The organism is Jiella endophytica (assembly GCF_004519335.1).
Lineage (GTDB): Bacteria > Pseudomonadota > Alphaproteobacteria > Rhizobiales > Rhizobiaceae > Jiella > Jiella endophytica.
This window is the reverse complement of record NZ_SOZD01000002.1, coordinates 881,972-907,777: the sequence shown is the minus strand read 5'-3', so window position 1 is coordinate 907,777 and position 25,806 is coordinate 881,972. Positions and strand designations below refer to the sequence as shown.

18 protein-coding genes are annotated in these 25,806 nt (G+C 67.9%); 7 read left to right on the top strand and 11 right to left on the bottom strand.

Translation table 11 applies throughout. The features are described 5' to 3' along the window. Positions 1-20 precede the first annotated feature (20 nt). The 6 genes from rsmA to E3C22_RS09220 form a co-directional block, all read right to left on the bottom strand. Positions 21-848 carry a 16S rRNA (adenine(1518)-N(6)/adenine(1519)-N(6))-dimethyltransferase RsmA gene (gene rsmA, locus E3C22_RS09245; protein WP_134761690.1) on the bottom strand — a complete coding sequence of 276 codons (828 nt, stop codon included), beginning with the start codon at positions 846-848 and terminating at the stop codon, positions 21-23. Further along, a complete protein-coding gene (gene pdxA, locus E3C22_RS09240; protein ID WP_134761689.1) occupies positions 848-1,885 on the bottom strand; it encodes a 4-hydroxythreonine-4-phosphate dehydrogenase PdxA in 1,038 nt (345 codons plus the stop codon). The genes rsmA and pdxA overlap by 1 nt, the downstream gene beginning before the upstream one ends. Continuing rightward, complete coding sequence (locus E3C22_RS09235; RefSeq protein ID WP_134761688.1) at positions 1,882-2,829, bottom strand: SurA N-terminal domain-containing protein; 948 nt, start codon at positions 2,827-2,829, stop codon at positions 1,882-1,884. The genes pdxA and E3C22_RS09235 overlap by 4 nt, the downstream gene beginning before the upstream one ends. Before the next feature lie 291 nt (positions 2,830-3,120). Beyond that, entirely contained in the window at positions 3,121-5,520 is a 2,400-nt protein-coding gene (locus tag E3C22_RS09230; RefSeq protein ID WP_245514862.1) for an LPS-assembly protein LptD, read from the bottom strand. 80 nt (positions 5,521-5,600) lie between these two features. Continuing rightward, a complete protein-coding gene (lptG, locus tag E3C22_RS09225; RefSeq protein WP_134761687.1) occupies positions 5,601-6,680 on the bottom strand; it encodes an LPS export ABC transporter permease LptG in 1,080 nt (359 codons plus the stop codon). After that, complete coding sequence (locus E3C22_RS09220; protein ID WP_134761686.1) at positions 6,677-7,870, bottom strand: LptF/LptG family permease; 1,194 nt, start codon at positions 7,868-7,870, stop codon at positions 6,677-6,679. The genes lptG and E3C22_RS09220 overlap by 4 nt, the downstream gene beginning before the upstream one ends. Before the next feature lie 447 nt (positions 7,871-8,317). On the opposite strand from E3C22_RS09220, the gene E3C22_RS09215 reads away from it, so the two are divergent. Together E3C22_RS09215 and E3C22_RS09210 are read left to right on the top strand one after the other, a co-directional pair. After that, on the top strand, positions 8,318-9,823 hold the full coding sequence (locus tag E3C22_RS09215) for a leucyl aminopeptidase (RefSeq protein ID WP_134761685.1): 1,506 nt from the start codon (positions 8,318-8,320) through the stop codon (positions 9,821-9,823). A 129-nt stretch (positions 9,824-9,952) separates the two neighbouring features. After that, positions 9,953-10,405, top strand: coding sequence for a DNA polymerase III subunit chi (locus tag E3C22_RS09210; RefSeq protein WP_134761684.1), 453 nt, complete (start codon positions 9,953-9,955; stop codon positions 10,403-10,405). A 24-nt stretch (positions 10,406-10,429) separates the two neighbouring features. Here E3C22_RS09210 and E3C22_RS09205 read toward each other — a convergent pair whose 3' ends face one another. Together E3C22_RS09205 and E3C22_RS09200 are read right to left on the bottom strand one after the other, a co-directional pair. Beyond that, the gene (locus E3C22_RS09205) at positions 10,430-10,933 is read right to left on the bottom strand and encodes a thermonuclease family protein (protein ID WP_134761683.1); all 504 of its coding nucleotides are present in this window, start codon (positions 10,931-10,933) and stop codon (positions 10,430-10,432) included. Between the two features lie 233 nt (positions 10,934-11,166). Then, on the bottom strand, positions 11,167-11,370 hold the full coding sequence (locus tag E3C22_RS09200; RefSeq protein ID WP_245514893.1) for a DUF1674 domain-containing protein: 204 nt from the start codon (positions 11,368-11,370) through the stop codon (positions 11,167-11,169). A 299-nt stretch (positions 11,371-11,669) separates the two neighbouring features. Between E3C22_RS09200 and htpX the strand changes: the two genes are divergently transcribed. The 5 genes from htpX (at position 11,670) to purH (ending at position 20,361) form a co-directional block, all read left to right on the top strand. Continuing rightward, the gene (gene htpX / locus E3C22_RS09195) at positions 11,670-12,770 is read left to right on the top strand and encodes a zinc metalloprotease HtpX (RefSeq protein WP_134761681.1); all 1,101 of its coding nucleotides are present in this window, start codon (positions 11,670-11,672) and stop codon (positions 12,768-12,770) included. After that, positions 12,767-14,185, top strand: coding sequence for an RsmB/NOP family class I SAM-dependent RNA methyltransferase (locus tag E3C22_RS09190; RefSeq protein WP_134761680.1), 1,419 nt, complete (start codon positions 12,767-12,769; stop codon positions 14,183-14,185). Before htpX ends, E3C22_RS09190 begins: the two co-directional genes overlap by 4 nt. A 193-nt stretch (positions 14,186-14,378) precedes the next feature. Next, entirely contained in the window at positions 14,379-16,064 is a 1,686-nt protein-coding gene (locus E3C22_RS09185) for a heparinase II/III family protein (protein WP_134761679.1), read from the top strand. A 594-nt stretch (positions 16,065-16,658) separates the two neighbouring features. Beyond that, complete coding sequence (locus E3C22_RS09180) at positions 16,659-18,569, top strand: KUP/HAK/KT family potassium transporter (RefSeq protein ID WP_134761678.1); 1,911 nt, start codon at positions 16,659-16,661, stop codon at positions 18,567-18,569. Between the two features lie 175 nt (positions 18,570-18,744). Further along, positions 18,745-20,361 carry a bifunctional phosphoribosylaminoimidazolecarboxamide formyltransferase/IMP cyclohydrolase gene (purH, locus tag E3C22_RS09175; protein WP_134761677.1) on the top strand — a complete coding sequence of 539 codons (1,617 nt, stop codon included), beginning with the start codon at positions 18,745-18,747 and terminating at the stop codon, positions 20,359-20,361. A 45-nt stretch (positions 20,362-20,406) separates the two neighbouring features. Here purH and E3C22_RS09170 read toward each other — a convergent pair whose 3' ends face one another. The 3 genes from E3C22_RS09170 to glyS form a co-directional block, all read right to left on the bottom strand. Next, positions 20,407-21,372 (bottom strand): L-threonylcarbamoyladenylate synthase, encoded by a 966-nt coding sequence (locus E3C22_RS09170; protein WP_134761676.1) that lies wholly within the window; start codon positions 21,370-21,372, stop codon positions 20,407-20,409. A gap of 157 nt (positions 21,373-21,529) precedes the next feature. After that, on the bottom strand, positions 21,530-23,008 hold the full coding sequence (locus tag E3C22_RS24650; protein ID WP_245514860.1) for a glycoside hydrolase family 25 protein: 1,479 nt from the start codon (positions 23,006-23,008) through the stop codon (positions 21,530-21,532). 490 nt (positions 23,009-23,498) lie between these two features. After that, complete coding sequence (gene glyS / locus E3C22_RS09160; RefSeq protein ID WP_134761675.1) at positions 23,499-25,712, bottom strand: glycine--tRNA ligase subunit beta; 2,214 nt, start codon at positions 25,710-25,712, stop codon at positions 23,499-23,501. Positions 25,713-25,806 lie beyond the last annotated feature (94 nt).

The window sequence follows — 25,806 nt, the reverse complement described above, 5'->3', positions numbered from 1 at the left end:
GTCCGTTTCTGCCCGCGGCGTCAGAGCGCGTTGGCGAGGCGCACGAATTCCGAAACGCTCAGGGTCTCCGCCCGTCGTTGCGGGTCGATGCCGACGCGGGTGAGAAGCGCTTCGCCGCCGAGTGTCTTGAGGCTCTGTCGCAGCATCTTGCGGCGCTGGCCAAAGGCCGCCGCCGTGACCTTTTCGAGGGCTGCCAGCGGCACCGGCTCGGGGCTGTCGTTCGGAACGACCCGCACCACCGCCGAGGTCACCTTCGGCGGCGGCGTGAAGGCCGCCGGCGAGACGTCGAAAAGGATCCGCGAGCGGCTGCGCCAGCCCGCGAGCACGCCGAGCCGGCCGTAATGCCGGCTTCCCGGCGCGGCGACGATGCGCTCGGCGACTTCCTTCTGGAACATCAGCGTCAGGCTCTCCCAGACCGGCGGCCAGGACTCGGCGGTCAGCCAGTTGAGCAGAAGCTGGGTGCCGACATTGTACGGGAGATTGGCGACGACCTTCAGCGGGCCGTCCCCGGCAAGGCCGGCAAGATCGATGCCCAGCGCGTCGGCCGAGACGATCTCCAGGCGGTCGGGATAGTGCCCGGCAATTTCTTCAAGAGCCGCGATGCAGCGCGGATCCTTCTCGATGGCGACGACGCGCCGGGCGCCCTCGGCGAGCAGCGCTCGGGTCAGCCCGCCGGGCCCGGGGCCGACCTCGACGACGGTCGCCGCGTCGAGCGGCAGCGCCTGCCTTGCGATCCGGCCTGTCAGGTTGAGATCGAGCAGGAAGTTCTGGCCGAGGCTCTTTTTCGGGTTGAGACCGTGCGCGGCGATCACCTCGCGCAGCGGCGGCAGGCCGTCGGGCGCGGCCATCAGGCGGAGGGGGTGGTGGCTTCCGCCTCGGCCATCCGCCAGGCGAGGGCGATCGCGGCGCGGAAGCTGTCCGGGCGTGCCCTGCCGGTGCCGGCGATGTCGGCGGCGGTGCCGTGGTCGGGCGAGGTCCGGATAATCGGCAGGCCGAGCGTGACGTTGACGGTCTTGTCGAAGGCGAGGGTCTTTGCCGGGATCAGCGCCTGGTCGTGATACATGCAGATGGCAACGTCGTAGAGCGCCCGGGCCTCGCGGTGGAACATCGTGTCGGCGGGCAGGGGACCGACGGCGTCGATCCCTTCCGCCCTGAGGATCTCCACGGCCGGGCGGACGATGCGCTCGTCCTCGTTCCCGATCGCGCCCTTTTCGCCGGCATGCGGGTTGAGGCCGGAAATTGCCAGACGCGGGCTGGCGACGCCGAGCCGGCGACGGTAGTCCGCGGCGGTGATCCGGCATGTCGAAACGATCAGCTCCGTCGTCAGCTGCTTCGGCACCTCGGCGAGGGGGATGTGGATGGTGACGGGCACGCAGGAAAGCTCCGGCCCGGTCAACAGCATGACCGGCGTCAGCGGCGCTCCGGTCCGCCGCGAGCAGAGCTCGGCAAGATATTCGGTGTGGCCGGGATGGCGGAAGCCGACGTCGTAGAGCGCCTTCTTGTCGATCGGCCCGGTGACGATGCCGGCGGCCCGGCCGTCGAGGGCGAACGCGGTCGCCCGGTCGATCGCCTCGATGGTGCCAGCGCCATTGCGGCTATCCGGCGTTCGCGGCGTCTCCGCTTGGGTGTTCGAGAGCGGCAGCACCGCGAGGGTACCCGGTTCGACGTCCGCGACCTCCTCGGGCCCGGCAATCGGGGACATGCCCAAGGTCAGGCCAAGGCGCTCGGCCCGCGCCGTCAGCATTGCCGGATCGGCGAGGACGAAGAGCGGCGGCAGGCTGCCAGACCCGGCCGCCTGCAGCGCCAGGACGATGTCCGGGCCGACGCCGGAGGGCTCGCCCAGCGTCACGGCGAGTGGCGCCGCGGCCCGGCCCTGCCTCGTCATTTGCGGATGATCTGCGCGTTCTTCTTGACCTTCTCGAGCAGCGCCTTGTCGGGGCCGGATTCGCCCTTGCCGAGCTTCTCGAGCTCCTGATTCTGCAGCACCATCGCCGCGGCCTTGTCGTCCGACACCTGACGACTGTTGCAGACGGCGATGAATTCGACGCCGCGCTCGGTCTCCTGGATCGGGGTCGCCTTGCCGACGCTGGTCCGCTCGATCGCGTCCTTCCAGCGGGGCGGAAGCTCCGGCTGCATGACGCGGCCGAGATCGCGGACGGTTACGTCCCGCAGTTCCTTGGCGATGTCGTAGGTCCGGTCGCAGGAGTTGAAGCGGCCGCGCATGCCCTCCGCCTCCCGCTTGCGGCGGGACATCTGTGAACCGCGCTCGTCCGGCGGCACCACGAAGATCACCTGCTGAAGGGTGTATTCCGTCGTCTTCGGCTTCTTGCCGCCCTGTGCCAGCATCTGCTGCACGGCGTCCTGCTCGCTCATCCTGTCGCTGGAGCGAAGGCTCGCCTGCACCGCCTGGCCCCAGCCCATCTGGACGCGGATGTAGTCCTTGAAGCCCTGGGCCGAAAAACCGGATCGCGACAGGACCTCGGTGAGCTGCGCGACGGTCAGCTTGTTCTGCTTGGCGAAGTTCTCGAACGCCTGCTCGACCGCCTCGTCGGGGATCTTGATGCCACGCCGCCGGATTTCCTGCTGCTTCAGCGCCTCGTCGATCAGCTCGTCGGTCGCCTTCGAGGTCAGATTGCCGCCTTCGCGGCGAAGCTTCAGGAATGCCGCCCGCTGCCGGATCTGGAAGGTCGTGACCGGCATGCCGTTGACGACGACGGCAATTTCGGATGCTGCCATGGCCGGTCGCGGGCCGAGGAAATTTCCGGTCGGTGCGAAGACGACGAGGGCCGCAAGGGCAGCCAGTCCCGAAACCAATTTCTTGAACGTCATCGAGGCTCTCAACTCCCCTTCGAGGTCATTCTTCCTGCCGTAACGTCGGCCCACCTCGCCTTGCCTGTCGCAAACCGAGCCGGGGCCGCCTCCGTGTAGGCGAGTTCAAGCCTGATGAGAAGTGAATTCGGGCATTTTGGCCGGTCGGCGGCGTTTCGGCGATGCATGAAACGCATCAACACCAAAGCTTTGGCGAAAGCGTGATCACCGCGATCCGCTGAGGCGCGAGCCGGCGTGCGGACGGCCGTGCGCGTCCACGCCGCCGCCCCATGCCGGCCGACCTCCGAGACCTCAGAGGCCGATGTCGAAGGGCTCGTTGTAGCTCGTCAGGGTTCTGAGGCCGACCTTGAACATCACCGTCGAGGAGCCGCTGTCGGAGGAATAGCTCGAATTCTCGTCCTCGTAGGACAGCAGCATCGAATAGCAGTCGTTGGCCCAGCCGATGGCGACGCCGCTGCGGATGACGCTGCTGTTCTTGATGTCGTAGGCGAGGGTGCCGTAGGCGGTCCAGTTCTGGTCGAACTTCAGCGAGGCGCCGGTGCTGATCTGGTTCTGATCCTCGATCGACCCGTAGAGCGGCTGGGCGGCGATGAAGGAATAGGCGACGAAGCCGCTGGTCACCGGTCCTTCATAGGAGCCGAAGAGGTCGGCCCGGCGCAGCGAGAAGTCCTCTTCGTCGAAGCGACCCTGCGTTCCCACGGTAACGCCCGTCGGCATGCCGAAGGACACCGAGCCGACATAGTCCGAACGGGTGGTCTCGAGGCCGGAATCGTAGCCGACGAGGCTGAGATCGCGCTGGGCATAGGAGTTGACGCCGGCAAGCTGGTAGGACTGGCCGACCACCGCGTCGATCGAATAGCCGCCCTCGAAATTGCCGGCATATTTCAGCCCGACATTCGCTCGGGTGCCGCCCTCGATCCGGTCGTAGCCGGAGAACTTGTCGAGCGAGAAGAGGTTGGCGGTGTTGAAGACAAGGGTCTGGGCGTCCTCGTTCGGCAGCTGGCCGATCGAGGTCTCGTTCGGCCGGGCGATGATCTGGGCGATCGGCTCGATGACGTGGCTGCTGTGGGCCGTTTCGATCAGATAGGGATAGCGCGCCTCGAGGGCGGCGGTCGCCATGCCGCGGGCACCGCTGTCGTCGATCGAGACGGCGCCGTAAGGATCTTCGCTGATCTTGGTGCCGGCGGCATAGAAGGGCAGGTTGGAGCCGTCGCTCGACATGTCCGCGGTGTAGAGATCGCCGCGCACCGAGGCGATCGGCGTCAGCACCAGGCCGACCGGCAGGATGTAGCTGTTGCGCCATTCGAGTTCGGCGGTGCCGCGGGTGTAGTCGCCTTCGAGGCCGCTGTAGCGCAGATAGTCCGGGTTGAACTTGTTGCCGTTGAACGGATCGACGCAGTCGTCCTGCGGGTCGGTGCCGCCCGAAAGATGAGTGTTGCAGATCTTGGTGAAGCTGTCGTCCTTGCGGTAGATCGAGGCGAGATTGCCGGTGAACTTCAACTCGCCGCCGATGCCCGGCGTCTGCTCGATCCGCTCGTAGTCGAAGGACGGCAGCACGTAGGGCTGCTGCTCCGGCAGGTCCCGATCGTTGGTCTGGTAGTCGAACTTCTGGGCCCTGAGATCGAAGAAGCTCTGGTCGCCGAGGCCGGTGAGGTAGACCTCCGAGGCCCTCCGCGAATCCGAATAGCCGTCGATCCCGTAGGTGTTGGAGAAGTTGTCGTCGCTCTGGGCGAGAATGTCCCAGCCGAAGGTCCAGCGATCGGACAGGGCGAACTTGCCCGTCGAGCCGATCATGCCGCGCGCCTTCGAATAGTCCGGCGATTCGTCGACCAGGACGCCGTTTCGATAGGTGTTGTCGCTGATGAACTCGCCGCGATCCTGCTGGATGATCCCGGCGGTCTTCAGGGTGAACATGCCGTTGTCGAAGGCCTGGCGGTATTCCGCCTCACCGAGGAAGCCCTGCTTGGTGTAGTAGGTGCCGGCGACGGTGACGTCGGCGCTGTCGTTCAGCACCATGAAATACGGCACCCGGACGCCGACGCCGAGATCGCCGGAACTCTTGAAGCTCGGAGCGAGGAAGCCGGACTGGCGCTTCACCGTCGGATCGGGCGACTGGAAGTAGGGCAGGTAGGCGATCGGCGCGCCGAACAGTTCGAAATGCGCGCCGTAATAGCGGATCACCTTTTCCTTCTCGTCCCAGATGATCTGGCGCGCCTTGATCTGCCAGAGCGGCGCCCGCTCGGGATGTTCGCGGCAGGGCTTGCAGGCGGTGTAGACGCCGCGATCGAAGATCGTCTTGTCACCGTTCTCGCGCACCGCCTGGGCGGCGGCGAAGCGGGTGTCCTCGGGGGTCTCCAGCCGCAGCGCCTCGACGAAGCCGTCGCGGAAGTCGTCGGTGACGTCGATCTGGTCGGCGTAGATCCGATTCCCGTCCGGCTGTTGCAGCTCGACATCGCCGATTGCGAGCAGTCGCCGCGTCTTCTGATTGTAGATCAGCCTGCGTGCGACGAGTTTGTAAGTGCCGTAATCGATCTGCACGCCACCCGTCGCAGTGACGACGTCGCCCTTGGTGTCATAGGTGACGGTGTCCGCGGCCAGAAACAGCTTGGCGTCCTTCTGCTGCAGCGAAGCAGCCGTCGGCAGCGCCGGCTGGGCACGACCATCCGCTACTCCGCCGAACACGCAAAGCATTGTTCCGACAAGAAGAATGGCCCACGACCGGAGCCAGGCCATGCCTGGCGCGGCGGTGAACGTCCCCCTCGATTTCATGCCTACCCATCCTCCTGATGGAGCAGCATCGTTACCCCCAACGATCCTGCGGCCAACACCGGAAACCATGCTGCGACGACTGGCGGAATGATGTCGTTGCTCCCCAGCGCCTTTGCGAGGAACGTTACCACGTAGAGAGTGAAGCCCGCCAGCACTCCGGCGGCGATGGCGCTGCCCGCCTGTGCGGTTCTCGAGAACCGTGTCCCAACTGTCGCAGCGACCAACGTCATGGCGAGAAACAGGGCCGGGCGGGCGAGCAGCGTCTGGTACTGCATGTCGAAGGCCATCGGATTGAGGCCGAGACTGCCGGCGACCTTGATCTCGCCCGGCAGCCTCCACACCGACGTCGCCTCGGGGTCGGCCACCCGCTGCTCGATATATTCCGGCTTGAGGGAGGTCGGCAGGCGGAACTGCTGGGGATAGGACGGCGGATAGCCGATCCGCGTCACCCGCGGCCTTGCCAGCACCCACTGGCCGTTCTCCAGCGTCGCCTGGTCGGCGTCGATGCGCTGGGTGATCGAGCCGTCGTCGCCGAACAGGAAGGCGCTGACATGCCTGAGCTCGCTGCCGCCCCGCGTCACCGCAGCGCCGCCGATGATCGAACGCGTCCCCCCGGCCGACTGTCGCAGCCAGATCTCCTCGCCGGGCTCGTCCGGCGAACCGCCGAAGACCGTGGCCTCGATGCTGGAGGCGCGCGCCTTCGTCCAGGCGGCGAGGGGGTTGTAGGCGAAAGTGGCGGCGAGGCCGAGCAGCACAGAGCCGAAGGCGAATGGCAACAGGATCTGCCAGATCGACACGCCGGCGCTGCGCGCGACGACGAGTTCGAGCCGCCGGTTGAGGTTGAGGAGGGTGAAGATCGAGGCGAACAGGATGATGAAGGGAAGCGCCTGCTCCATGAAGGAGGGCACGCGCAGCGCCGAATAGCTCGCGGCGCCGAGAAAGCCGAGGACCTCGGTGCGGCCGCGGCGGCTGAGCTCGATCATGTCGACGAGGTAGATCAGCGCGAAGATGGCGATCAGCGTCGAGAAGAAGGAGGTGAGATAGAGCCGCAGGAAGTAGCGGTTGAGGGTGAAGTTCCTCATCGGCCGACCCCCGTGGCCTGGCCCTTGCGCGTCTCGAAGGGCCGCAGGACGGCGCGCCAGGCCGCCTGGATCGCCTCGATCGTCCGGCGCAGCACCACCCATTCGTTGAGGTCGACATTGGCGTAGATCAGCCAGGCATCGAGCGCGATCGCGCTGAGCGGCAGGAGATAGGCGAGATAGACGAAAGCCGAACTCGTCTCGATCTGCGCGATCACCAGAAAGCCGAGCGCCTTGAGGCCAAGCCCGCCGGCAAGGCCGAGGGTCATCGCCGCCGAGCTTGCCTGGCGGTTGGTGCGCGGCTGGGCCGCGACCACCACCGCCCAGAGCGCGAAGGCGACGGCGTAGAGCCAGTTGGTCATCCGGTCGGTCAGTTCGCCGGTCAGCGAGCCGGGATTTTCGCGGTAGAGCTTGTCGGCGGGATTGGGCGAGATGAGGTCGCCCGTCGAGCGCTCGGACGTCCGGATCCAGTCGCCCTGGCTCGCCGGCTTCAGATCGGCGAGATCGAAGGCATAGGACTGGAACTGGACGACCGCCACCGAGCCATCCTTGATGTCGCGGCGATGCAGCTGACCGTCGCTGAGCAGCAGCAGCGAGCGCCCGTCCTCCTCGGCGATCCGCGCCTCGCGGGCGAAATAGATGAGCTCGGTCTTCGGATCGCGGGTGTCGGCGATGAACAGGCTCTTGATGTTGGAGCCCCGCGCCGCGCCGATCGACAGTTCCAGCCCGTCCTGCACCTTCTCGAAACGGCCGGGCTGCAGGAAGAGCGTGATGGTGTCGGCATTGATCGCCCGGATACCGTCGCGAAAGGCCCGCGAGGACATCGGTCCGACGACATGGGCGACGAGGAGGATGGCGATGCCGCCGAGGAGCCCGAGCATGACGACGGGCTTTGCCACTACCTTCGGCGAGGCGCCGGAGGCGGCCATCACCGCCCGCTCCGAATCGGCATTGAGGCCGTTCAGCGCCTGGACGGAGCCGATCAGGATGGCGAAGGGGACGATGCCGGCGGCCAGGTCCGGCAAAAGCATCAGCGCGATCCAGAAGACGTTGCCCGCCGCCGATGCCGTCGACTTCACGACGTCGACCCGCGAGAGCGCCTGGACGATCCAAACGATCAGCACCAGCGCGGCGAGCGCGCCGAGCGAATTCATCAGGGCGCGCTTGAAGACGTAGCGTTCCAGAAGCGTCATGAGGGTCGGCGCCCAGCGGTCAAGAAGCGGTTCCTTGAAGGGTGTCCCGTCGCCGGGGAGGATGTCCCGTTGCGGGGGCGCCAGCCGGCGGCCTTCGTTGCCGGCTCATAGATGGCTCTTCGAATGTCGTCGCCGCAATAGCTGCCCTGATCGGGCTTGTCGAGAAGCCGGTCCGGATGCGGCGATCACGGTCCGGTGCCTGGGCGCTTCGTCGCCAGGGCGCTCGATGAAAATCCTGCGACAGTCTGGCTAAGGAAGCCCGAAGAGGCATGGTTAACGCAATCACGCATCTTCGCGCCCTTGCAAAACGCGACCCGGCGCTCAAATCTGGGCGAGGTCCGCCGCCGGGCCGGCCGGACATGGAGGGTCCGCCGGTTCGCGCCGCGGCAGGCGGCGGGGGCATCGACAGCCTTTCCTGCCGCCTTCAGCCGATTTCCAGGAGACATCATGGCCAAGCTTCCCAAGATCGAATTCGCCCCGCTCGATGCGGCGGCGGGCGACGTTCTCGTCATCCTCGCCGGAGAGGGCGGGGCGGTGCCGGAGGGGCTGCCTGGCGAGATGCGTGAGACCGTCGGCAAGGCCGCCCGCATCGCGAAGTTCAAGGGCAAGAGCCTTACCACCGTCGATCTCATCGCTCCGGCGGGCGTTGCCGCCGACCGCCTGCTGGTGATCGGGACTGACGCCAAGGACCCGCGGACGGAGGAGGATTTCCTGAAGCTCGGCGGCACTGCGCTTGCCAAGACCAAGGGTGCCTCGAGCGTCACCATCCGCTGCGAGACGCCGGAAGGCGCCGTCTCGGCGGCCGACGCGGCGCGCATGGCGAGCGGGGCGCTGCTGAGGGCCTACGACTTCGACCTCTACAAGTCGAAGAAGGCCAAGCCCGGCGAAGAGGACGAGAAGGAAACCGCCGAGCCGGCGGCGCTGACCTTCGCCGTTGCCGATCCGGACGGCGCCCGCGCCGCATTCGCGGCAGAGGAGGCGATCGCCGCCGGCACGATGCTGGCGCGCGACCTCGTCAACGAGCCTGCCAACATCCTCGGCCCGGTCGAATATGCCGAACGGATCGAGGCGCTCACGAAGGAAGGGATCGACGTCGAGGTGCTCGGCGAGAGCGAGCTCGAGGCCCTGAAGATGCACGCGATGCTCGGCGTCGCGCAGGGCTCGCCCCGTCCGCCGCGGCTCGTCGTCATGCGCTGGAACGGCGGCCCGGAGGGCGAGGCGCCTGTCGCCTTCGTCGGCAAGGGCGTCGTCTTCGATACCGGCGGCATCTCGATCAAGCCGGCCGGTTCGATGGACGAGATGAAGGGCGACATGGGCGGTTCGGCGGCCGTCGTTGGGCTGATGCGGGCGCTCGCAGGCCGCAAGGCGAAGGTCAATGCGGTGGGGATCGTCGGCCTCGTCGAGAACGCCGTCGACGGCAACGCCCAGCGGCCGGGCGACATTGTCACCGCGATGTCCGGCACCACCATCGAGGTGCTCAACACCGACGCCGAGGGCCGGCTCGTCCTTGCCGATGCGCTCTGGTACTGCCAGGACCGCTTCAAGCCGAAATTCATGGTCAATCTGGCAACGCTGACCGGCGCGATCATAGTCGCCCTCGGCAATCATCATGCCGGGCTGTTCTCCAACAACGACGAGCTTGCAGAGCGGCTCGCCGCGGCGGGCAAGGTCAGCGGCGAGAAGGTCTGGCGGCTGCCGCTCGGGCGCGAATACGACAAGATGATCGAGGGCAAGTTCGCCGATATCAAGAATATCGGCGGCGGCCGGGCGGCCGGTTCGATCACCGCTGCGCAGTTCCTGCAGCGCTTCGTCAACGACGTGCCCTGGGCGCATCTCGACATCGCCGGCACGGCGATGGGCTCGCCCGCCAACGAGTACAACCAGTCCTGGGCCTCGGGTTTCGGCGTCAGGCTGCTCGACCGGCTGGTCGCCGATCACTATCAGTCGTCCTGACGTCCTGACGTCCTGCCGGGCCAGCGGTGGCCGAAGCCGGCCGGGGAGGTCTTGCCGGCCTTCCCCTTTCCCGCCGGATCGACGATGATCGGGCGACGCCGCCCGCCGGGTCCATGGATCGAACCGCAGATGACGGAAGTCCTGTTCTATCACCTCACCGAGAGCCGGCTGGAACAGGCGCTGCCGGACCTGCTCGAGCGCTCCCTCGGGCGCGGCTGGCGCGTCGTCGTGCAATGTTCCAGCGACGAGCGGCTGGAGGCGCTCGACAATCATCTGTGGACCTACCGCGAGGACAGTTTTCTGCCTCATGGCAGCGACAAGGAAAGCTCCGGACAGCTGCAGCCGGTCCTCCTCACCACCGATCCGGCGCAGCGGGCGAACGAGCCGCATGTGCGCTTCCTCGTCGATGGCGCGGTGCCCGACACGCTGTCGGGCTATGTCCGGGCGGTCTATCTCTTCGACGGCCACGACACCGACCAGCTCGACACGGCACGGGGGCGCTGGAAGGTCGAAAAGGCCGCCGGCCATGCGGTGACCTACTGGCAGCAGACAGAGGAAGGCCGCTGGGTCAAGAAGGCCTGAGGCTGCATGCGCCCGGTCCGCCGCTCAGCGGCCCGCGACCGCCGCGACGTCCCGCTCGGTGCCACCGCGAAGGCTCGCTTCGGAACACCAGTCGCGGCGCTTGCCGCCCTCATAGGGCGCGACGAGGCCCTCCTTCAGGAGCGTCCGGCCAAGATCGGCATTGCCCTTTACCGAAAGCCTGGCGAGCACCCGCCCGAAATATTTGTCGCCGGAAATCTCTGTGAGATAGACCCGGTCGGTGGCGAGGAGCTGCTTCAGCCGGGCGGTGGCCCGCGCCGCCGCAGCCTTTTCGCCGTCGCACTTGCCGCGTTTTTCCGGCGCGTCGATGCCGCGCAGGCGCACCGCGACATGGACGCTCTGCATCGGCCAGACGAAGGCCTCGACCTCCACCGTGTCGCCGTCGCGCACCTTGACGACGCTTGCCGCCACCGGCCCCGCGATCTCCCGGCGATAGTCCTCGTCCCCGGCGCGGGCCGCGCCCGCTCCGAGAATGCAGCCTATGAGGGTGAGGCACGCGAGAGCGCGCATGCGGGCGATGCTCCGAATATGAACATCTTCCTATCTACGCGGCTTTGGCTGATTCGACAAGGCGGAACGCCGGCTCGAGGCGAGCGGCCAACTTGACAATGCGGAGCGCAGGAACGTTGCGACGTTGCGCTGGCGCTGAGATGGAGGGCGCAACGACCGACGCAATGGACCTTCAAGCCCTGCAATAGGACGGGCAGCCTACTCGCATAGGTTTGCAAAGGAAATCGCCGGCGTCAGAAATCCGAAATGATGCCGTTCTTCTCCCAGTCGCCATAGCGCACCGGCTCCGGCCCGTCGCGGCCATTGACCTCCTTGGGAAGCGCCGCCGTTTCGGCTGCCTGCGCCTTTCGCCGCTCCTCGGCTTCGGCAAGGGCCCGCCTGGCGGCCGGCGTCAGCTTGCGGCGGCCGCTCGCCTCCTGCGTTGAGGAGAGCTTCATCCGCGCCAACACGGCGTCTTCGCCCGTCTCGTCCGTGCTGTTCTCGTCGACCATGGTGGTCCTGTCTCCGCCCGCCGGGAAATCGTGTTCTTTGCCTGCACATAGGTTGTGATGACGCCGAAGCCAAAGCTGCCGTCCGCGCCCGGCATCGAACCGGGCGCCCGGCGCGTCGAGCGCGGCAGGCTGCCGGCAGGTGGCAGCCTTGCCCACAAACTTGAAGCGGAGCGGTGAAACTCCCAGATTTGCGGCGATCGGGCGCGTTTCGTCGCCTGACCGGTTTCACTTGCTGTGAGGCATCCATGAATATGATCAAGACGGCGATGCTGATCGCTTTCCTCACCGCTCTCTTCATGGGCGTCGGCCTGTTGATCGGCGGGCGTGGCGGCATGATGATCGCGCTGATCTTCGCCCTCGGCATGAACCTCTTCGCCTATTGGAACGGCGACAAGATGGTTCTCAGAATGTACGGCGCGCGGGAAGTCGACGCCCGCAGCGCGCCGGAATACTACGCCATCGTCGAGGGTCTCGCCGCCCGCGCCGGCCTGCCGATGCCGCGCGTCTTCGTCATCGACAGCGAGCAGCCCAACGCCTTTGCCACCGGCCGCAATCCGGAAAACGCCGCCGTCGCGGCGAGCACCGGCCTCCTGCGGACGCTCTCCCAGGAAGAAGTCGCCGGCGTCATGGCCCATGAGCTTGCCCATGTCGAACATCGCGACACGCTGACCATGACGATCACCGCGACGCTTGCCGGTGCGATCTCGATGCTCGCCAATTTCGGCTTCTTCTTCGGCGGCAGCCGCGACAACAACAATCCGCTCGGCTTTGTCGGCGTGCTTCTCGCGATCATCGTCGCGCCGCTCGCCGCGATGATGGTGCAGATGGCCGTCAGCCGGACGCGGGAATACGAGGCGGACAGGCGCGGCGGCGAAATCTGCGGCCAGCCCTTGTGGCTTGCCTCCGCTCTCGGCAAGATCGCCGGTGCGTCCCACCGGATTCCCAACTGGGGCGCCGAACGCAATCCAGCCACGGCTCACATGTTCATCATCAATCCGCTCAACGGCCAGCGGATGGACAGTCTGTTCTCGACCCATCCGGCCACCGAAAACCGCATCGCCGCCCTGCGCGAACTTGCCGCCGAAATGGACGGCGGCTCGCTCGGCTTCGAGGAACGCGCCCGCCTCGGCGGCGACGCTGGCTTGTCGCCCGAGCCCCGCCGGGCCGAACCCTGGTCCCGGCAAAGCGGCGAGCAGCATCGTGGCAGGGCCGGGCCCTGGGACGGCCGGCCCTACGACGCCTCCGCCGAAGAGGATGCGGGCGAGCAGCCGGCGCCCTGGGGTCGCGGCTTTTCCGGCCGCGGCAGCGCGCCGCGCGGCGGCGGCCGTCGGGGACCGTGGGGTTGAGCGCCGGCAACGGGCCGGGACCGGATGGCAGGAAATCGGCAAAGGCGGCAAGGCCCGGCGGCCGTCGCGGACCGAAGGGGCAGGCGGCAACCGAAGCGGCACGCCCCGGCCTTGCCGCAAGGCAGGTGGCCGCGCGGCTTCTTGCGGCCGTCGTCGACAAGCAGACCTCCCTCGACGGGCTGACCGACGCTGCGACCGGCCATCCGCATTTCCGCCAGCTCGAGCCGCGCGACCAGGCTCTGGTCAAAGCGATCCTGACATCGGGGCTGCGCTATCGCGGCACGATCGAGGCCGAGATCGCCGCGCGTCTCGACCGGCCGCTGCCGCCGAACGCCGCGTCGCTGCGCCATGTCCTGCATGTCGGCGCGGCGCAGATCCTCTGCCTCGACGTGCCGGATTCGGCCGCCGTCGACCTTGCCGTCGCCAGCGCCGCCGACGATCCGCGCGCCCAGCGTTTTGCCGGTCTCGTCAATGCGGTGCTGCGGCGGATCGCCCGCGAGGCCGCGCGCATCGACGCGGCCACGGCCGACCCGCGGCAGAACTGCCCGGATTGGCTCTGGAAGCGGATGGTCGAGCAATATGGCGAGGCGCGCGCCCAGGCGATCGCTGCGGCCCACCTTGCCCGCGCGCCGATCGATCTTTCGGTGAAATCCGATGCCGCGGGCTGGGCCGATCGGCTCGGCGGCCGGGCGATCGGCGAATATGCGGTGCGCCTCGACGCCGTCGAAGGCCCGGTCTCGGCGCTGGCCGGCTTTGCCGAGGGCGAATGGTGGGTGCAGGATGTCGCGGCGGCGCTTCCCGTCCGCCTCATCGGCGACGTTCAGGGGCTTTCCGTCGCCGACCTTTGCGCCGCGCCGGGCGGCAAGACCGCCCAGCTTTGCCGCGCCGGGGCGAGCGTCACCGCGCTCGACCAGTCGGCGGCAAGAATGAGGCGGCTGACGGAAAATCTCGGCCGGCTCGGCTATACCGCAGAAACGGTCACCGGCGATCTTGCCGCCTATGCCCCCGAGACGCCGTTCGATGCGGTGCTGCTCGACGCGCCCTGTTCCTCCACAGGCACCATCCGCCGCCATCCCGACGTCGCCTATACCAAGGACGACGCCGAGGTCGACAAGCTGGCGGCGCTGCAACTGCGGCTCCTCGCCAGGGCGGCCGACATGGTCGCGCCGGGCGGGCGGCTCGTCTTTGCCAATTGTTCGATCGATGCGCGCGAGGGCGAGGCGGTGGCCGCTGCCTTCCTGTCGGCGCGGCAGGACTATGCGCTGGAGCGTGTCGCGGCGAACGAACTCGGCGAATTCGCCATCGCGGTTTCGCCGGATGGCACGCTGCGGACGACGCCTGAAATGCCGGTCGCGGGGGCAGGGAGCGGCATGGATGGATTTTTCGCCGCGAGGTTCCGTCGCGAAGGGCCTTGATTTTCTGACAAATACGCCGTCACATTCCCTTTGGTCATATGTGGGCTCTGCTAAGGAATTGTTTACCCTGTTGGCAGAAACTTGGCGCTCGAACGGAGGTGACGGGCCCGCCTGAGGGCGGCGGACGCAGCTCCAGATGATGACGCAGGTGCCCGGCAGGGCTGGCATGGGGTGATCGGGAGTGCCGACGGCTTTGGCGGAAAGTCCGCAGATCGCGGTGATGACGGTGCAGGAGGCCTGGCGGCGGCTGCGCCGGCGGCTGCGCGTCGGCCCGCTCCACCGGCTGCGCTTCGTCGGCGTCGCGCCGGACCGGCTGGCGGTGATCCCGCCGACGCTGCAGCATGGCGACCCCTTCATCGCCGAGGCGATCTATGCCGGCCGCTTCCATCTCGCCGGTCGTCTGGTCGAGGCGGTGCGCGGCTCGATCTTCCAGGCCGAACCGCCGTCCGAGGAGTTCGCCGCCGAGCTCCATGGCTTTGCCTGGCTGCGCCATCACGCCGCCGCCGGCGATGCGCTGGCCGGCAAGAACGCCCGGGCGCTGGTGTCGGACTGGCTGCGGCTGTCTTCGGGCCGGGTCAGCGGGCCGGCCTTCGAGCCGGAGGTCGCCGCCCGCCGGCTGATCTCCTGGCTGAAGCACGCCGATCTCCTACTCGGCTCGGCCGACTACGAGTTCTACCGGCGCTGCCTCAAAAGCCTGACGAGCCAGTCGCGCTATCTGCGTTCTGTCGCCCAGGAAGCGCCGGCCGGCATGCCGCGGCTGATGGTGCGCATGGCGATCGCGCTCGCCAGCCTTTGCCTGCCGATGCCGGCGGGCCGCACCCGCGCCGCGGTGCAGGCGCTCGCCGACGAGCTCGACCGCCAGATCCTCGCCGATGGCGGTCATGCCAGCCGCAACCCGGCGGCGCTGGCGGCGATCCTCGCCGAGCTTCTGCCGATCCGCGAAACGCTGATCGGCCAGGGCCAGCCGGTGCCGAAGGGGATCTATTCGGCGATCGACCGGATGCTGCCGGCGCTGCGCTTCTTCCGCCATGCCGACGGGACGCTCGCCCAGTTCAACGGCACCGGTCCGTCCGACATGCAGCTGATGGCGGCGCTGATGCGCTTCGACGAGACCCTCGGCGAGCCTTTGTCGCATGCCCGCCATTCCGGCTACCACCGGCTGACGGCCGGCGGGTCGGTGGTCATCGCCGATACCGGCTGCCCGCCACCGGTGGCGCTGTCTCGCGAGGCCCATGCCGGCACGCTCGCCTTCGAATTTTCCTCCGGGATGGCACGCATCGTCGTCAATTGCGGCGCACCGCCCCCCGGCCAGCCGGCGCTGCGGCGCCTGTCGCGCTCCACCGCCGCCCATTCGACCGTCACTTTGGCGGATCGTTCCTCCTCGCGCTTTGCCGGCCAGCCGCATCTCGACCGCTTTCTCGGCTCGCCGCTCGTGCCCGGGCCGAGCGCAGTTCGCGTCGACGGCATCGCCACCGACAGTCCCGGCCGGCCGATCGGCTTCCAGGCGACCCATGACGGCTACGAGCGAGAATTCGGAATCCGGCACTCGCGGCGGCTCGAGCTTTCGACGGATGGCGAGCGGCTGTTCGGCGAGGATCGCCTGGATGTCACCCGCAGGCCGCGCGGGCGGAGCGAGCCGGAAACCGCGGCGCTGCGCTTTCACCTTCATCCGCAGGTCAGCGTCGAGACGCTGGGAGAGACCGTGCGCCTGTCGCTGCGCGGGCAGGTCTGGCGGTTTGCCGCGGACCAGGCCGTGAGCGTCGAGGATTCGATCCTCTTTGCCGACCATTCCGGCTCCCGCCGGACGCTGCAGCTCGTCGTCACCGTCGATCCGCTGCTGACGCCGCATGTCACCTGGGTGTTCGAACGGCTCAGCTGAGGTTTCGGCAGATCGTCCGGCTGACGCGGTCGTGCGCGTCGCGGTGCTGGACGTTTCGGGCCGGCCGCCCAGTTTGCCGCCCATGGCAAACACGTCTCGTCTTCTCCGCCCTGCGCTTCTCCTCCTTGCCGCGACGCTCGCCGGCTGTGGCGGCATGAACCGGGCGGTCACCACGGTGCCGAAGACCTTCGACGACCTCGGACAAAAGAGCGCGCCCTTCAGGGCCGGTCGGGAAGCAAGGGAAGACGCTTCGGACCAGTCAGGGTAAAAGGATCGCGGCTTCGATTTTCGGGCCGTGCAGCTGATTGGGTGCGGACATCGCGCGGGCCGGGAGAAGTTTCTCGCTCCCGGCTGAACCGGATCGCCCGCCGCTCGTTACGGGCCTCGCAAATGCCTGTTCACGTCCCCAGATAAAGGTCGGCCTCGAGGAGTTCGGACGCTGCGCCAGGTCGACGCTGCCACGCGGCAAAGTACGGCGTTCCGAGAATACCCCCGCACAATCTGCCGCAACATGCCTCCGGACACCCCGTCCGGCGGCGCGCGCTGGCAGTGCGAGAGGCAAGGTAACGGAGTACGGCGTCTCGCCGTTCGATCATGATCGACACCCCCATCGACGCATCCGAAGCCGGAGCGCTTCACAAGCTCGGCCATGGCCCGAATGTCGCGCTGACCGTCGGCGCGCTCGGCGTCGTCTTCGGCGACATCGGCACGAGCCCGCTCTATGCCTTCAAGGTCGCACTCGCCGCCAGCGGCAGTGCCGGCGAGGACGCGGTGTTCGGCGTCCTGTCGCTGATCCTCTGGGCGCTGATCCTCGTCGTCACCGTCAAATATCTCTTCTGGATCCTGCGCGTCGACAATGCCGGCGAGGGCGGCATCCTGGCGCTCGCGGCGCTGCTGCGTCTCGACCGGCGTCACGAGCTCACCGCCTACAGCGTGTTCCTGCTCGCCGTCGCTCTTGCCGGCGGCGCGCTGCTCTTCGGTGATGCGGTGCTGACGCCGGCGATCTCGGTGCTTTCCGCCGTCGAGGGCCTCGGCGAGATTACCTCGCGGCTCGATCATCTGATCGTGCCGGTGGCGCTCGCCATCGTCATCGGCCTCTTCGCCGCGCAGTTCCTCGGCGCCGGGCGGATCGGCAAAGCCTTCGGTCCGATCATGCTCGGCTGGTTCGCGATGCTGGCGATCTCCGGCGTAATCCAGATCGTCCGGGTGCCGCAGGTCCTGGAAGCGGTGTCGCCGCACCACGCCGTGGTCTTCCTCACCGGCCACCCGGCGATCGCAGCGGCGATCTCCGGCGCCGTCTTTCTCGCTGTGACGGGCGGCGAGGCGCTCTATGCCGATCTCGGCCAGTTCGGCCGGCGGGCGATCACCGCCGCATGGCTCTTCGTCGCCTTCCCGGCGCTGGTCCTCAACTATTTCGGCCAGGGGGCGCTGGTGCTGTCCGGCGGGGTCACCGACAGCCCCTTTTACAGCCTGTTCTCCGGCGTGCTCCTGCCCTTCGCGGTGATCCTCGCGACGCTTGCCTCGATTATCGCCTCGCAGGCGGTGATCACCGGCATCGCCAGCCTCGCCAGCCAGTCGATGCGGCTCGACTTCCTGCCCTCGATGCGCATCCGCTATTTCTCGCCGACCAACCCGCACGATCTTCTCGCGCCCTTCGTCAACACCCTCGTCGGGGTCTCGACGGCGCTGGTGATCCTCGCCTTCCGCTCCTCCGACGCGCTCTCCAGCGCCTATGGCATCGCGGTGGCCGGGGCGATGCTGAGCACGACCATGCTCTATCTCGCCTACCGGCTGACCGAGCCCGGCGCCGGTCCCTGGCGGGCCGTCTCCATTGCCGTCACCGTCCTGTTTCTCGGCCTCGACCTCGCCTTCGTCGCGGCCAATCTCGGCAAGCTCGAAGCCGGTGGCCTGCTGCCGATCGGGCTCGCCTCGGCGGTGGTGTTCCTCGCGGCCTGCTGGCGGATCGGCCAGATGCGGGTCGGCGCGTTGCAGGAGGGCGAGGAGCCGGGGCTGCGCGACTATCTGAAGGCCTGCGCCAATCGCCCGCCGACGACGCGCCGGGCGGCGGTGTTCCTCGTCCGGCGAGGCGCCAAGATCCCCCACACGCTGGTCGAACTCACCGACCTCGCCGAGACCCGCTTCGCCCATACGATCCTCGTCTCGGTGCGCACCCGGGCGGTACCGAGGGTGGCCCAGGAGGAGCGGATCCAGCGCACCGACATCCGGCCGGACCTCGTCCGCATCGTCGTCAATGTCGGCTATCTGCAGCGGATCAACCTGCCTTCGCTGATCGCCGGGGAACTGCAGGAGCTCGGCGTCGACCCCGACAACACCGTCTATATCGTCGGGCTCGAACGGCCGATCCCGCCGTCGATCTTCTCGCGCTGGCTCGGCCTGTTCTACTTCGCCTATGCGGCGATGGCGCGATTGGCGCTGAGGCCGGCGGACCGCTTCAACCTGCCGCCGACAAGAACCCTCGAGCTCGGCATGCCGCGCTATCTCTGAGGGCGGGGAAAGCGTTTGCGAGAAAGCCTTCGCGCCCGAAGGGTCATTGTCGTGGCGCGGCAAGCCGACTATCAGGAGCCCCAGTAGCTGTGGCGGAAGCTTTCTGCCGCTAAGGAGCGCCCTGCCGCCTCGCCTTGCGAGCTGACGGCGGCCGGCAAGCCGAGGAAGACCCGCCATGTCCGTCAAAGCCAATGCCTCGCCGCTGCCCGACCGGGTGAAGGTTCGCCGCGCGCTGATCTCGGTTTCCGACAAGACCGGGCTCGAGGAATTCGCCAAAGGCCTCGCCGGGCTCGGCGTCGAATTGGTCTCCACCGGCGGCACGGCGAAGTCGCTCTCCTCGGCGGGGCTTGCCGTGCGTGACGTCTCCGAGCTGACGGGCTTTCCGGAGATCATGGACGGGCGGGTGAAGACGCTGCATCCCGGCGTCCATGGCGGCCTTCTCGGCATCCGCGACGATGCCGCCCATGCGAAGGCGATGGAGGAGCACGGCATTGCCGGGATCGATCTCCTCGTCGTCAATCTCTATCCCTTCGAGGCGACCCGCGCTTCCGGCGCGTCGCAGGAGACCATCGTCGAGAATATCGACATCGGCGGCCCGGCGATGATCCGCGCCGGTGCCAAGAACCATGGTTATGTCGCCGTCGTCGTCGATCCGGCCGACTATGCCGCCGTGCTCGCCGCCCTCACCGGGACCGGCGGGGAGACGACGCTCGCCTTCCGCCGCGAACTCGCCGCGCGAGCCTATGGCCGCACCGCCGCCTATGACGCGGCGGTCTCCTCCTGGTTCGCCGAAACCCTCGGCGAGACGACGCCGAAGCGCTTTGCCGTCGCCGGCGAACTCGCCGAAGCCCTTCGCTACGGCGAGAACCCGCATCAATGGGCGGGCTTCTATCGCAACGGCGAGGCTCGGCCGGGCGTCGCCACAGCGCGGCAGCTGCAGGGCAAGGCGCTCTCCTACAACAACATCAACGACACCGACGCTGCCTTCGAGCTGGTCGGCGAGTTCGATCCGGCCCGCAGTGCCGCCGTCGCGATCATCAAGCACGCCAATCCCTGCGGTGTCGCGGAAGGCGTCGACCTCGTCACCGCCTACAGGGCGGCGCTCGCCTGCGACCCGGTCTCTGCCTTCGGCGGCATCGTCGCCCTCAACCGCCGGCTCGACGCCGCCAGCGCCGAGGAGATCGTCAAGGTCTTCACCGAAGTGATCATCGCGCCGGAAGCGGACGACGAGGCGATCGCCATCGTCGCGGCCAAGAAGAACCTCAGGCTGCTCTTGACCGGCGGCCTGCCGGATCCGCGGGCGCCGGGGCGTTTTGTCAAATCCGTCGCCGGCGGCCTGCTCGTCCAGTCCCGCGACAACGGCGTCGTCGACGATCTCGATCTCAAGGTGGTGACGAAGCGGGCGCCGAGCGCGGCGGAGCTTGCGGACCTGCGCTTCGCTTTCCGGGTCGCCAAGCATGTGAAGTCGAACACCATCGTCTATGCCAGGGACGGCGCGACGGTCGGCATCGGCGCCGGCCAGATGAGCCGGGTCGATTCGGCGCGGATCGCCGCGCGCAAGGCCGAGGACGCAGCCAAGGCGGCAGGCGCGGAGAAGCCGGCGACGATCGGCTCTGTGGTGGCTTCCGATGCCTTCTTCCCCTTCGCCGACGGGCTGCTTTCGGCCGTCGAGGCCGGGGCGACCGCCGTCATCCAGCCGGGCGGCTCGATGCGCGACGACGAGGTCATCGCCGCGGCCGACGAGCACGGCATCGCCATGGTGATGACCGGCATGCGCCACTTCCGGCACTGAGCGCCGACCCGCCCTCGCAAACGTCGCAGGCGGCCGCCGGCAGTTCTATCGCGGCGCGGCGGCCCGCCGCAGGCGGTCGTTGATCGCCTCGCCGAGGCCGGTCATCGGGATCGGTGTCACGGCGATCTGCGTGACATCAGGGGAATCGAGCGCTGACAGCGCGGCAAAGAGGTTTGCCGCCGCTTCCGCCAGATCGCCCGACGGGCTGAGGTTGATGATCGCCATCGCATGTTCCAGCCCTTCCGGCCGGTCGGGGCCGAAGGCGATGACGTAATCGCCGGGCTCGACCCGCATGGCATCGAGCCGCACCGCGCCCTGCGGCGCATAGTGCGAGGCAAGGCCGCCAGGCGCGGCGATGGCAGCGCCGGCCTCAGGCGTCTCGATCCTTACCCCGAGCGCCTCTTTCAGCGTCTCGCGGGCAATCGCGCCGGCCCGCAGCAGCACCAGGCGGCCCGCCTCGGGCCGGACGATGGTCGATTCGACGCCGACCGGGGAGGGGCCGTCGTCGAGGATCAGCGGGATGCGGCCCTCGAGACTGCGGGCCACCGCCTCGGCGCTGGTGCCGGTCACCCGGCCGGAGAGATTGGCGCTCGGCGCGACGATCGGCCGGTCGAGCCGGCCCGCGAGCCGTGCTGCGACGCCCTTCGGCTGGCGCACCGCGACCGTCGAAAGCCCCGCCGTCGCCAGCGGATGCACCGGGGCGCCCTCGGCAAGCGGCAGGACGAGGGTGAGCGGGCCGGGCCAGAACCGTTCGGCAAGGCCAAGCGCGGTTTCGTCGAACACCGCGACGCGGCGCGCCATCTGAAGCGAATCGACGTGACAGATCAGCGGATTGAAACGCGGCCGGCCCTTCGCCGCGAAGATCTTGGCCACCGCCTCGCCGGAGGCGGAATCGCCGGCAAGCCCGTAGACGGTCTCGGTCGGGAGGGCGACGAGTTCGCCGGCGGCAAGCAGCGCCTCGGCGCGCGGCTCGGCCTCGGGATCGGCGATCGGGAGTGTGACGGTCTGCATGGACGTCTCGATTGCAGACCCTGCGCCGGAAGGAAAGCCCCGGCGGAAGGGACTTGCCGATATCGTCGGCACGGTGCCGGCCGCCTCCATGGCGATCGGGGCCGAGAGCAGAGGGCTTGGCGGGAGGCCGGTTAGGTGCGGCGCGTCGCCGGCCGGCTCAGCGGGTGGTCTCGAAGGCGCCGAAGATGCGGCGGTCGGCCGTGTCGAGGGCAGCGAGATGCTCGGCACTCATCCGGCGCACCCGGGCGCCGCGGTCGGACCGGTCCGGACCGAGCTGCGAGAGGATCCGCGCCGGCATCGGCAGAGCATTGGCGCGGCGCTCCGCCTCGGCGGCGGCGATCACCTTCATCACATGGGAATGCTGAAGGCCGGCGCGCTCGTCGCGGCCTTTGGGTCTGGTCTCGTCCGGAAGCCGGATCGCGGCCTCCGCAGGCGGAACGATCAGCCGGTCGAGGCTTTTCGCGGCGAGCGAGATCGTCTCGTGGAAGGCGCTGACATGCTTGGCGATGGCGCTCGCGGCCTCGCCAGAAAGGACCGAGGCTTTTGCCGGCGATGCGTCGGCGAGGGTCGCGCCGGCGACGTCCTTCTTCTCGCCCCTGGCGATCGAGGTCAGCATCTTCAACGGGTCGATGGCGGCGTGATGCTCGGCCGGGCCGTAGGCGGCGACCAGCGTGTCGCCCGGCTCGGACGGGGTCGCCGTCTTGCCGATCTCGTTGGCCATGGCGACGGCCTGTTTGGTCTTGTCCGAGACCGCGGCGATCAGATCGCCGGCAGCGCCGTCCTCGGGCTTCTTGATCAGCTCGTCGAAGGGCCAGGCCTTGGCGAGACCGGCGACGTCAAAGGTCGAGACGTTGACGTCGATATTGGTCGAGGCACCCTTCACCCGGTAGGGGCAGGATCGCTTGTTGCAGTTGTGCATCGAGGAGAACTGCCACAGCGCATAGGACGGCCAGGTCTCTTCCGGGAACTTGCCGGCGATGTTGCCGCGATAGCGGGCATACCAGAGCGGCAGGCGCGACAGGAGCGGATAGTCGGCGCGGTTGTCGGAGATGAACTTGGCGGTCGAGCCGTTGGTGTAGAGGACGGGATAGCGGCCGGTGCGGATCTTGATCTGGTCGGCGAAGATCTCGGCGTCGGAAAGGCTCATCCACTCGTCGGAATTGTCCTCGATGTCGAGGGCGATGAGATCGTCGTCGGCGGGCTCGGCGAAATCGACGAAATGGTCGGCCTGGGCGCGGGGATTGCCCGGCCGGCCGAGATGATAGGCGCCCCAGAGCAGCCCCTTCATCTTCGCCATCTGGCGTCGGGTGAGATAGAGTTCCTTGGTGACCGAGTACTTCCACCAGCGGTTCTTACAGAGCTGGTACTCGTCGTCCTTGTACTTGTTGCAGTTCCACTCCGGCGGCATGCCGTCCGAGGCCTTGTTGATGAAGCCTGCGATGCGCTTGTCGGAGGTGAGCTGCTGCCAGTCGATCGGATTGAACTCGTAGGCGTCGATCACCAGCGCCTTGTCCGACTTCTTCCAGGGCTCGTTCCAGGCGGCGGCGGCCGGCGTGGCGCCGGCAAATACGGCACCGTATGCCAGGAACAGCGCGAGACTCATCGCGGCTGCAAGAGCAGCGCTCCGGTTCGTCATGTCTTCGAAGCCCCCTCGAAGTCGCTCGGCGAGTATTACAATTTTGGGGTGGTTCCCCGAGGCTTTCGCCTCACACCCCATGTGCCTGCCTGCCTCTATCCCCTGCAAATTAGGCAGGTTCCGGGCGCGTCACTTCACGAATTGTTACAAAACGCCGTTTCGTGAGTCGTGTTGCGCGAATCCTGCTCGAAGAACGCGGACTATGCCAAATTTGATGCAAATCTGACAGACGAGTCTCTTCAGAGGGTTAACGGGCGCAGCGCGGTCGCTTTGCGCAGTTGATGGTGTGTTGCGCTCGGATCTTGGCGCGGGGTCGCAGCGGCTCCCGCCGCTGCAAGCTTCGGGTCAGTTTCGTCCCGGATGCGACGATTGGCCATGCGAAGAATTCGCCGATGCGATCGCCCGACGCGGCGCGGGCCGAAACCTTCGGCCGGCGCCGGCGCACCCTTCAAATCCAGGCTCTTCAAGGATGCGAGCGGCGCCGCGCCGCTCAGCCGGCGATGCGCGAGAAATCCGCCACCCGGCCGCATGCGGCGCGGATACGCGCCAGCAGTGCCAGGCGGTTCGCCCGCACGCTTTCGTCCTCGGCGTTGACCAGCACCTTGTCGAAAAAGGCGTCGACCGGCAGGCGAAGCTTGGCGAGCGCGGCCATCGCCTGTTCGTAGTCGGCCGTCTCAAGCGCCCCGGCGAGCTCGATCTCGGCGCGGTCGATGGCGGCGGCGAGCAGCTTTTCTTCCGCTTCGGTGAGGAGGGCGGGCTCGACGGCCGCGGCAATCGCGGTGCCCTTCTTCTCCTCTGCGGCAAGGATGTTCGCCGCACGACGGTAGCCGGCGAGGAGGTTGGCGCCGTCCTCGGTGGAAAGGAACGAGTCGAGCGCCTCGACCCTGCGTGTGACATCGAGGAGATCGTCGTTCTGAGACTGGTGGATCTCCCCCTCAAGGGGGGAGATCGCAGCGTCGGCGCCCCCTGAAAGCACCGCATCGACCAGATCGTGCCGCGCACCGGAATCGCGCAGCTGCACCTTCAGCCGGTCGTGGAAGAAGGCGACGAGGTCGCCGGCAGGCGTCAGTGTGCCGAGCCGCAGCGTCAGGCGGTTTTCCAGTACCGCGCGGATCACCCCCAGCGCCGCCCGACGCAGGGCATAAGGGTCCTTACTCCCCGTCGGCTTCTCGTCGATGGCCCAGAAACCGACCAGCATGTCGAGCTTGTCGGCGAGGGCCACCGATATCGCGACCGGATCGCTCGGCACCTGATCACCGGGTCCGAGGGGCTTGTAGTGCTCCTCGATCGCCGCCTGAACGCTTGGATGCTCGCCCTGCAGCGCCGCATAATAGCGGCCCATCAGACCCTGCAGCTCCGGGAACTCGCCGACCGCCTCGGTGGTGAGGTCGGCCTTCGCGAGCAGCGCGGCGCGCCGGACGAGCGCCTTCATCTCGCCGCCGGTGACCTTTGCGCCGCCGAGCTCGGCCCCATCAGGGAAGACGGTTGCGGCGATCGTTTCCGCCAGCGCCGCGATCCTCTCCACCCGCTCGCCTTGCGTTCCGAGCTTGGCATGGAAGGTCATCCCGAGGGCGTCGAGCTTGGCCATCCGCTGGTCGAGAGGCTTCGCGAGATCGAGCCCGAACTTGTCGGCGGACGGCTTCAGGCTGGCGAGATCCGGCAGGTCTGCCTGGTCGGTCTGCCAGAAATAGAGGGCGTCCGAGAGCCGGGCCCGCACCACCTTGCCGTTGCCGCGGGCGATCTCGGTGCCGCCGTCGCTCGCCGCGATGTTGGAGACGAGGAGAAAGTCGTTGGAGAGGGTGGAGGTCTGATCGCCGCCCTGCGGCCGGGCCACGAAGCACTTCTGGTTGGCCTTGATGGTGAGCTGGATCACCTCGGGGGGAATCTGAAGAAACTCCTCCTCGAAGGCACCCATCAGGGTCACCGGCCATTCGACGAGGCCCGAGACCTCCTCGAGCAGCCCCTCGTCGGGCACCACTTCGAGCCCCTTGGCGAAGGCCAGATTCTCGGCGTCGTGGCGGATGATGTCCTTGCGGCGCTCGGCGTCGAGGACGACGAAAGCCTTTTCGAGGCTCGCCGCATAATCATCGAAGCGGCGCACCTTGATCGGCTCAGGCGCGTGGAAGCGATGGCCGGCGGTGAGGTTGCCGGCCCTGATGCCGTCGACCTCGAAGTCGACGACGATCGGCTCCTCGGTCTCCGGGCCGAAGGTGCAGAGAATCGACTGCAAGGGGCGCACCCAGCGGAGCGACCCGGGCGCCGCGGAGGCGGCGCCCCAGCGCATCGACTTCGGCCAGGGAAAATCGCGGATGATCTTCGGCATCGCCTCGGCGACGATCTCTTCCGCCGGCCGGCCGGGCTTCCTGATGGTGGCGACGTAAAAATCGCCCTTCTTCGGATCGGTCTGGACGCCCGCCTCTTCGATCGAGGCAAGCCCCGCGCCGCGCAAAAACCCTTCGATGGCCTTTTGTGGTGCGTCGGTGCGCGGGCCCTTGCGCTCCTCGACGACGTCCTTCGAACGGGCGTCGACGCCCCTGACGTCGAGGGTCAGCCGCCGCGGCGTCCAGTATTCGCGCGCGCCTTCATAGGTCAGGCCAGCCTCGACCAGCGCGTCGGTGACGAGCTTTTTCAGGTCCCCCGCCGCCTTGCGCTGCATGCGGGCAGGGATCTCTTCGGAGCGGAGTTCGAGCAGAAGGTCGGGCATGGTCTCGGCGGTCCTCACCCTCCCCTCGAGGGGGAGGGTCGGCGCGTCAGCGCCGGGGTGGGGTGAAACGGCGCCGCCGCCCCCCACCCGCTGC

Excerpts from the sequence above, each read along its gene's own strand:
- rsmA (WP_134761690.1), bottom strand. The coding sequence starts at position 848 with ATGGCCGCGCCCGACGGCCTGCCGCCGCTGCGCGAGGTGATCGCCGCG.
- pdxA (WP_134761689.1), bottom strand. The coding sequence starts at position 1,885 with ATGACGAGGCAGGGCCGGGCCGCGGCGCCACTCGCCGTGACGCTGGGC.
- E3C22_RS09235 (WP_134761688.1), bottom strand. The coding sequence starts at position 2,829 with ATGACGTTCAAGAAATTGGTTTCGGGACTGGCTGCCCTTGCGGCCCTC.
- E3C22_RS09230 (WP_245514862.1), bottom strand. The coding sequence starts at position 5,520 with ATGCTTTGCGTGTTCGGCGGAGTAGCGGATGGTCGTGCCCAGCCGGCG.
- lptG (WP_134761687.1), bottom strand. The coding sequence starts at position 6,680 with ATGAGGAACTTCACCCTCAACCGCTACTTCCTGCGGCTCTATCTCACC.
- E3C22_RS09220 (WP_134761686.1), bottom strand. The coding sequence starts at position 7,870 with ATGACGCTTCTGGAACGCTACGTCTTCAAGCGCGCCCTGATGAATTCG.
- E3C22_RS09215 (WP_134761685.1), top strand. The coding sequence starts at position 8,318 with ATGGCCAAGCTTCCCAAGATCGAATTCGCCCCGCTCGATGCGGCGGCG.
- E3C22_RS09210 (WP_134761684.1), top strand. The coding sequence starts at position 9,953 with ATGACGGAAGTCCTGTTCTATCACCTCACCGAGAGCCGGCTGGAACAG.
- E3C22_RS09205 (WP_134761683.1), bottom strand. The coding sequence starts at position 10,933 with ATGCGCGCTCTCGCGTGCCTCACCCTCATAGGCTGCATTCTCGGAGCG.
- E3C22_RS09200 (WP_245514893.1), bottom strand. The coding sequence starts at position 11,370 with ATGAAGCTCTCCTCAACGCAGGAGGCGAGCGGCCGCCGCAAGCTGACG.
- htpX (WP_134761681.1), top strand. The coding sequence starts at position 11,670 with ATGAATATGATCAAGACGGCGATGCTGATCGCTTTCCTCACCGCTCTC.
- E3C22_RS09180 (WP_134761678.1), top strand. The coding sequence starts at position 16,659 with ATGATCGACACCCCCATCGACGCATCCGAAGCCGGAGCGCTTCACAAG.
- purH (WP_134761677.1), top strand. The coding sequence starts at position 18,745 with ATGTCCGTCAAAGCCAATGCCTCGCCGCTGCCCGACCGGGTGAAGGTT.
- E3C22_RS09170 (WP_134761676.1), bottom strand. The coding sequence starts at position 21,372 with ATGCAGACCGTCACACTCCCGATCGCCGATCCCGAGGCCGAGCCGCGC.
- E3C22_RS24650 (WP_245514860.1), bottom strand. The coding sequence starts at position 23,008 with ATGACGAACCGGAGCGCTGCTCTTGCAGCCGCGATGAGTCTCGCGCTG.
- glyS (WP_134761675.1), bottom strand. The coding sequence starts at position 25,712 with ATGCCCGACCTTCTGCTCGAACTCCGCTCCGAAGAGATCCCTGCCCGC.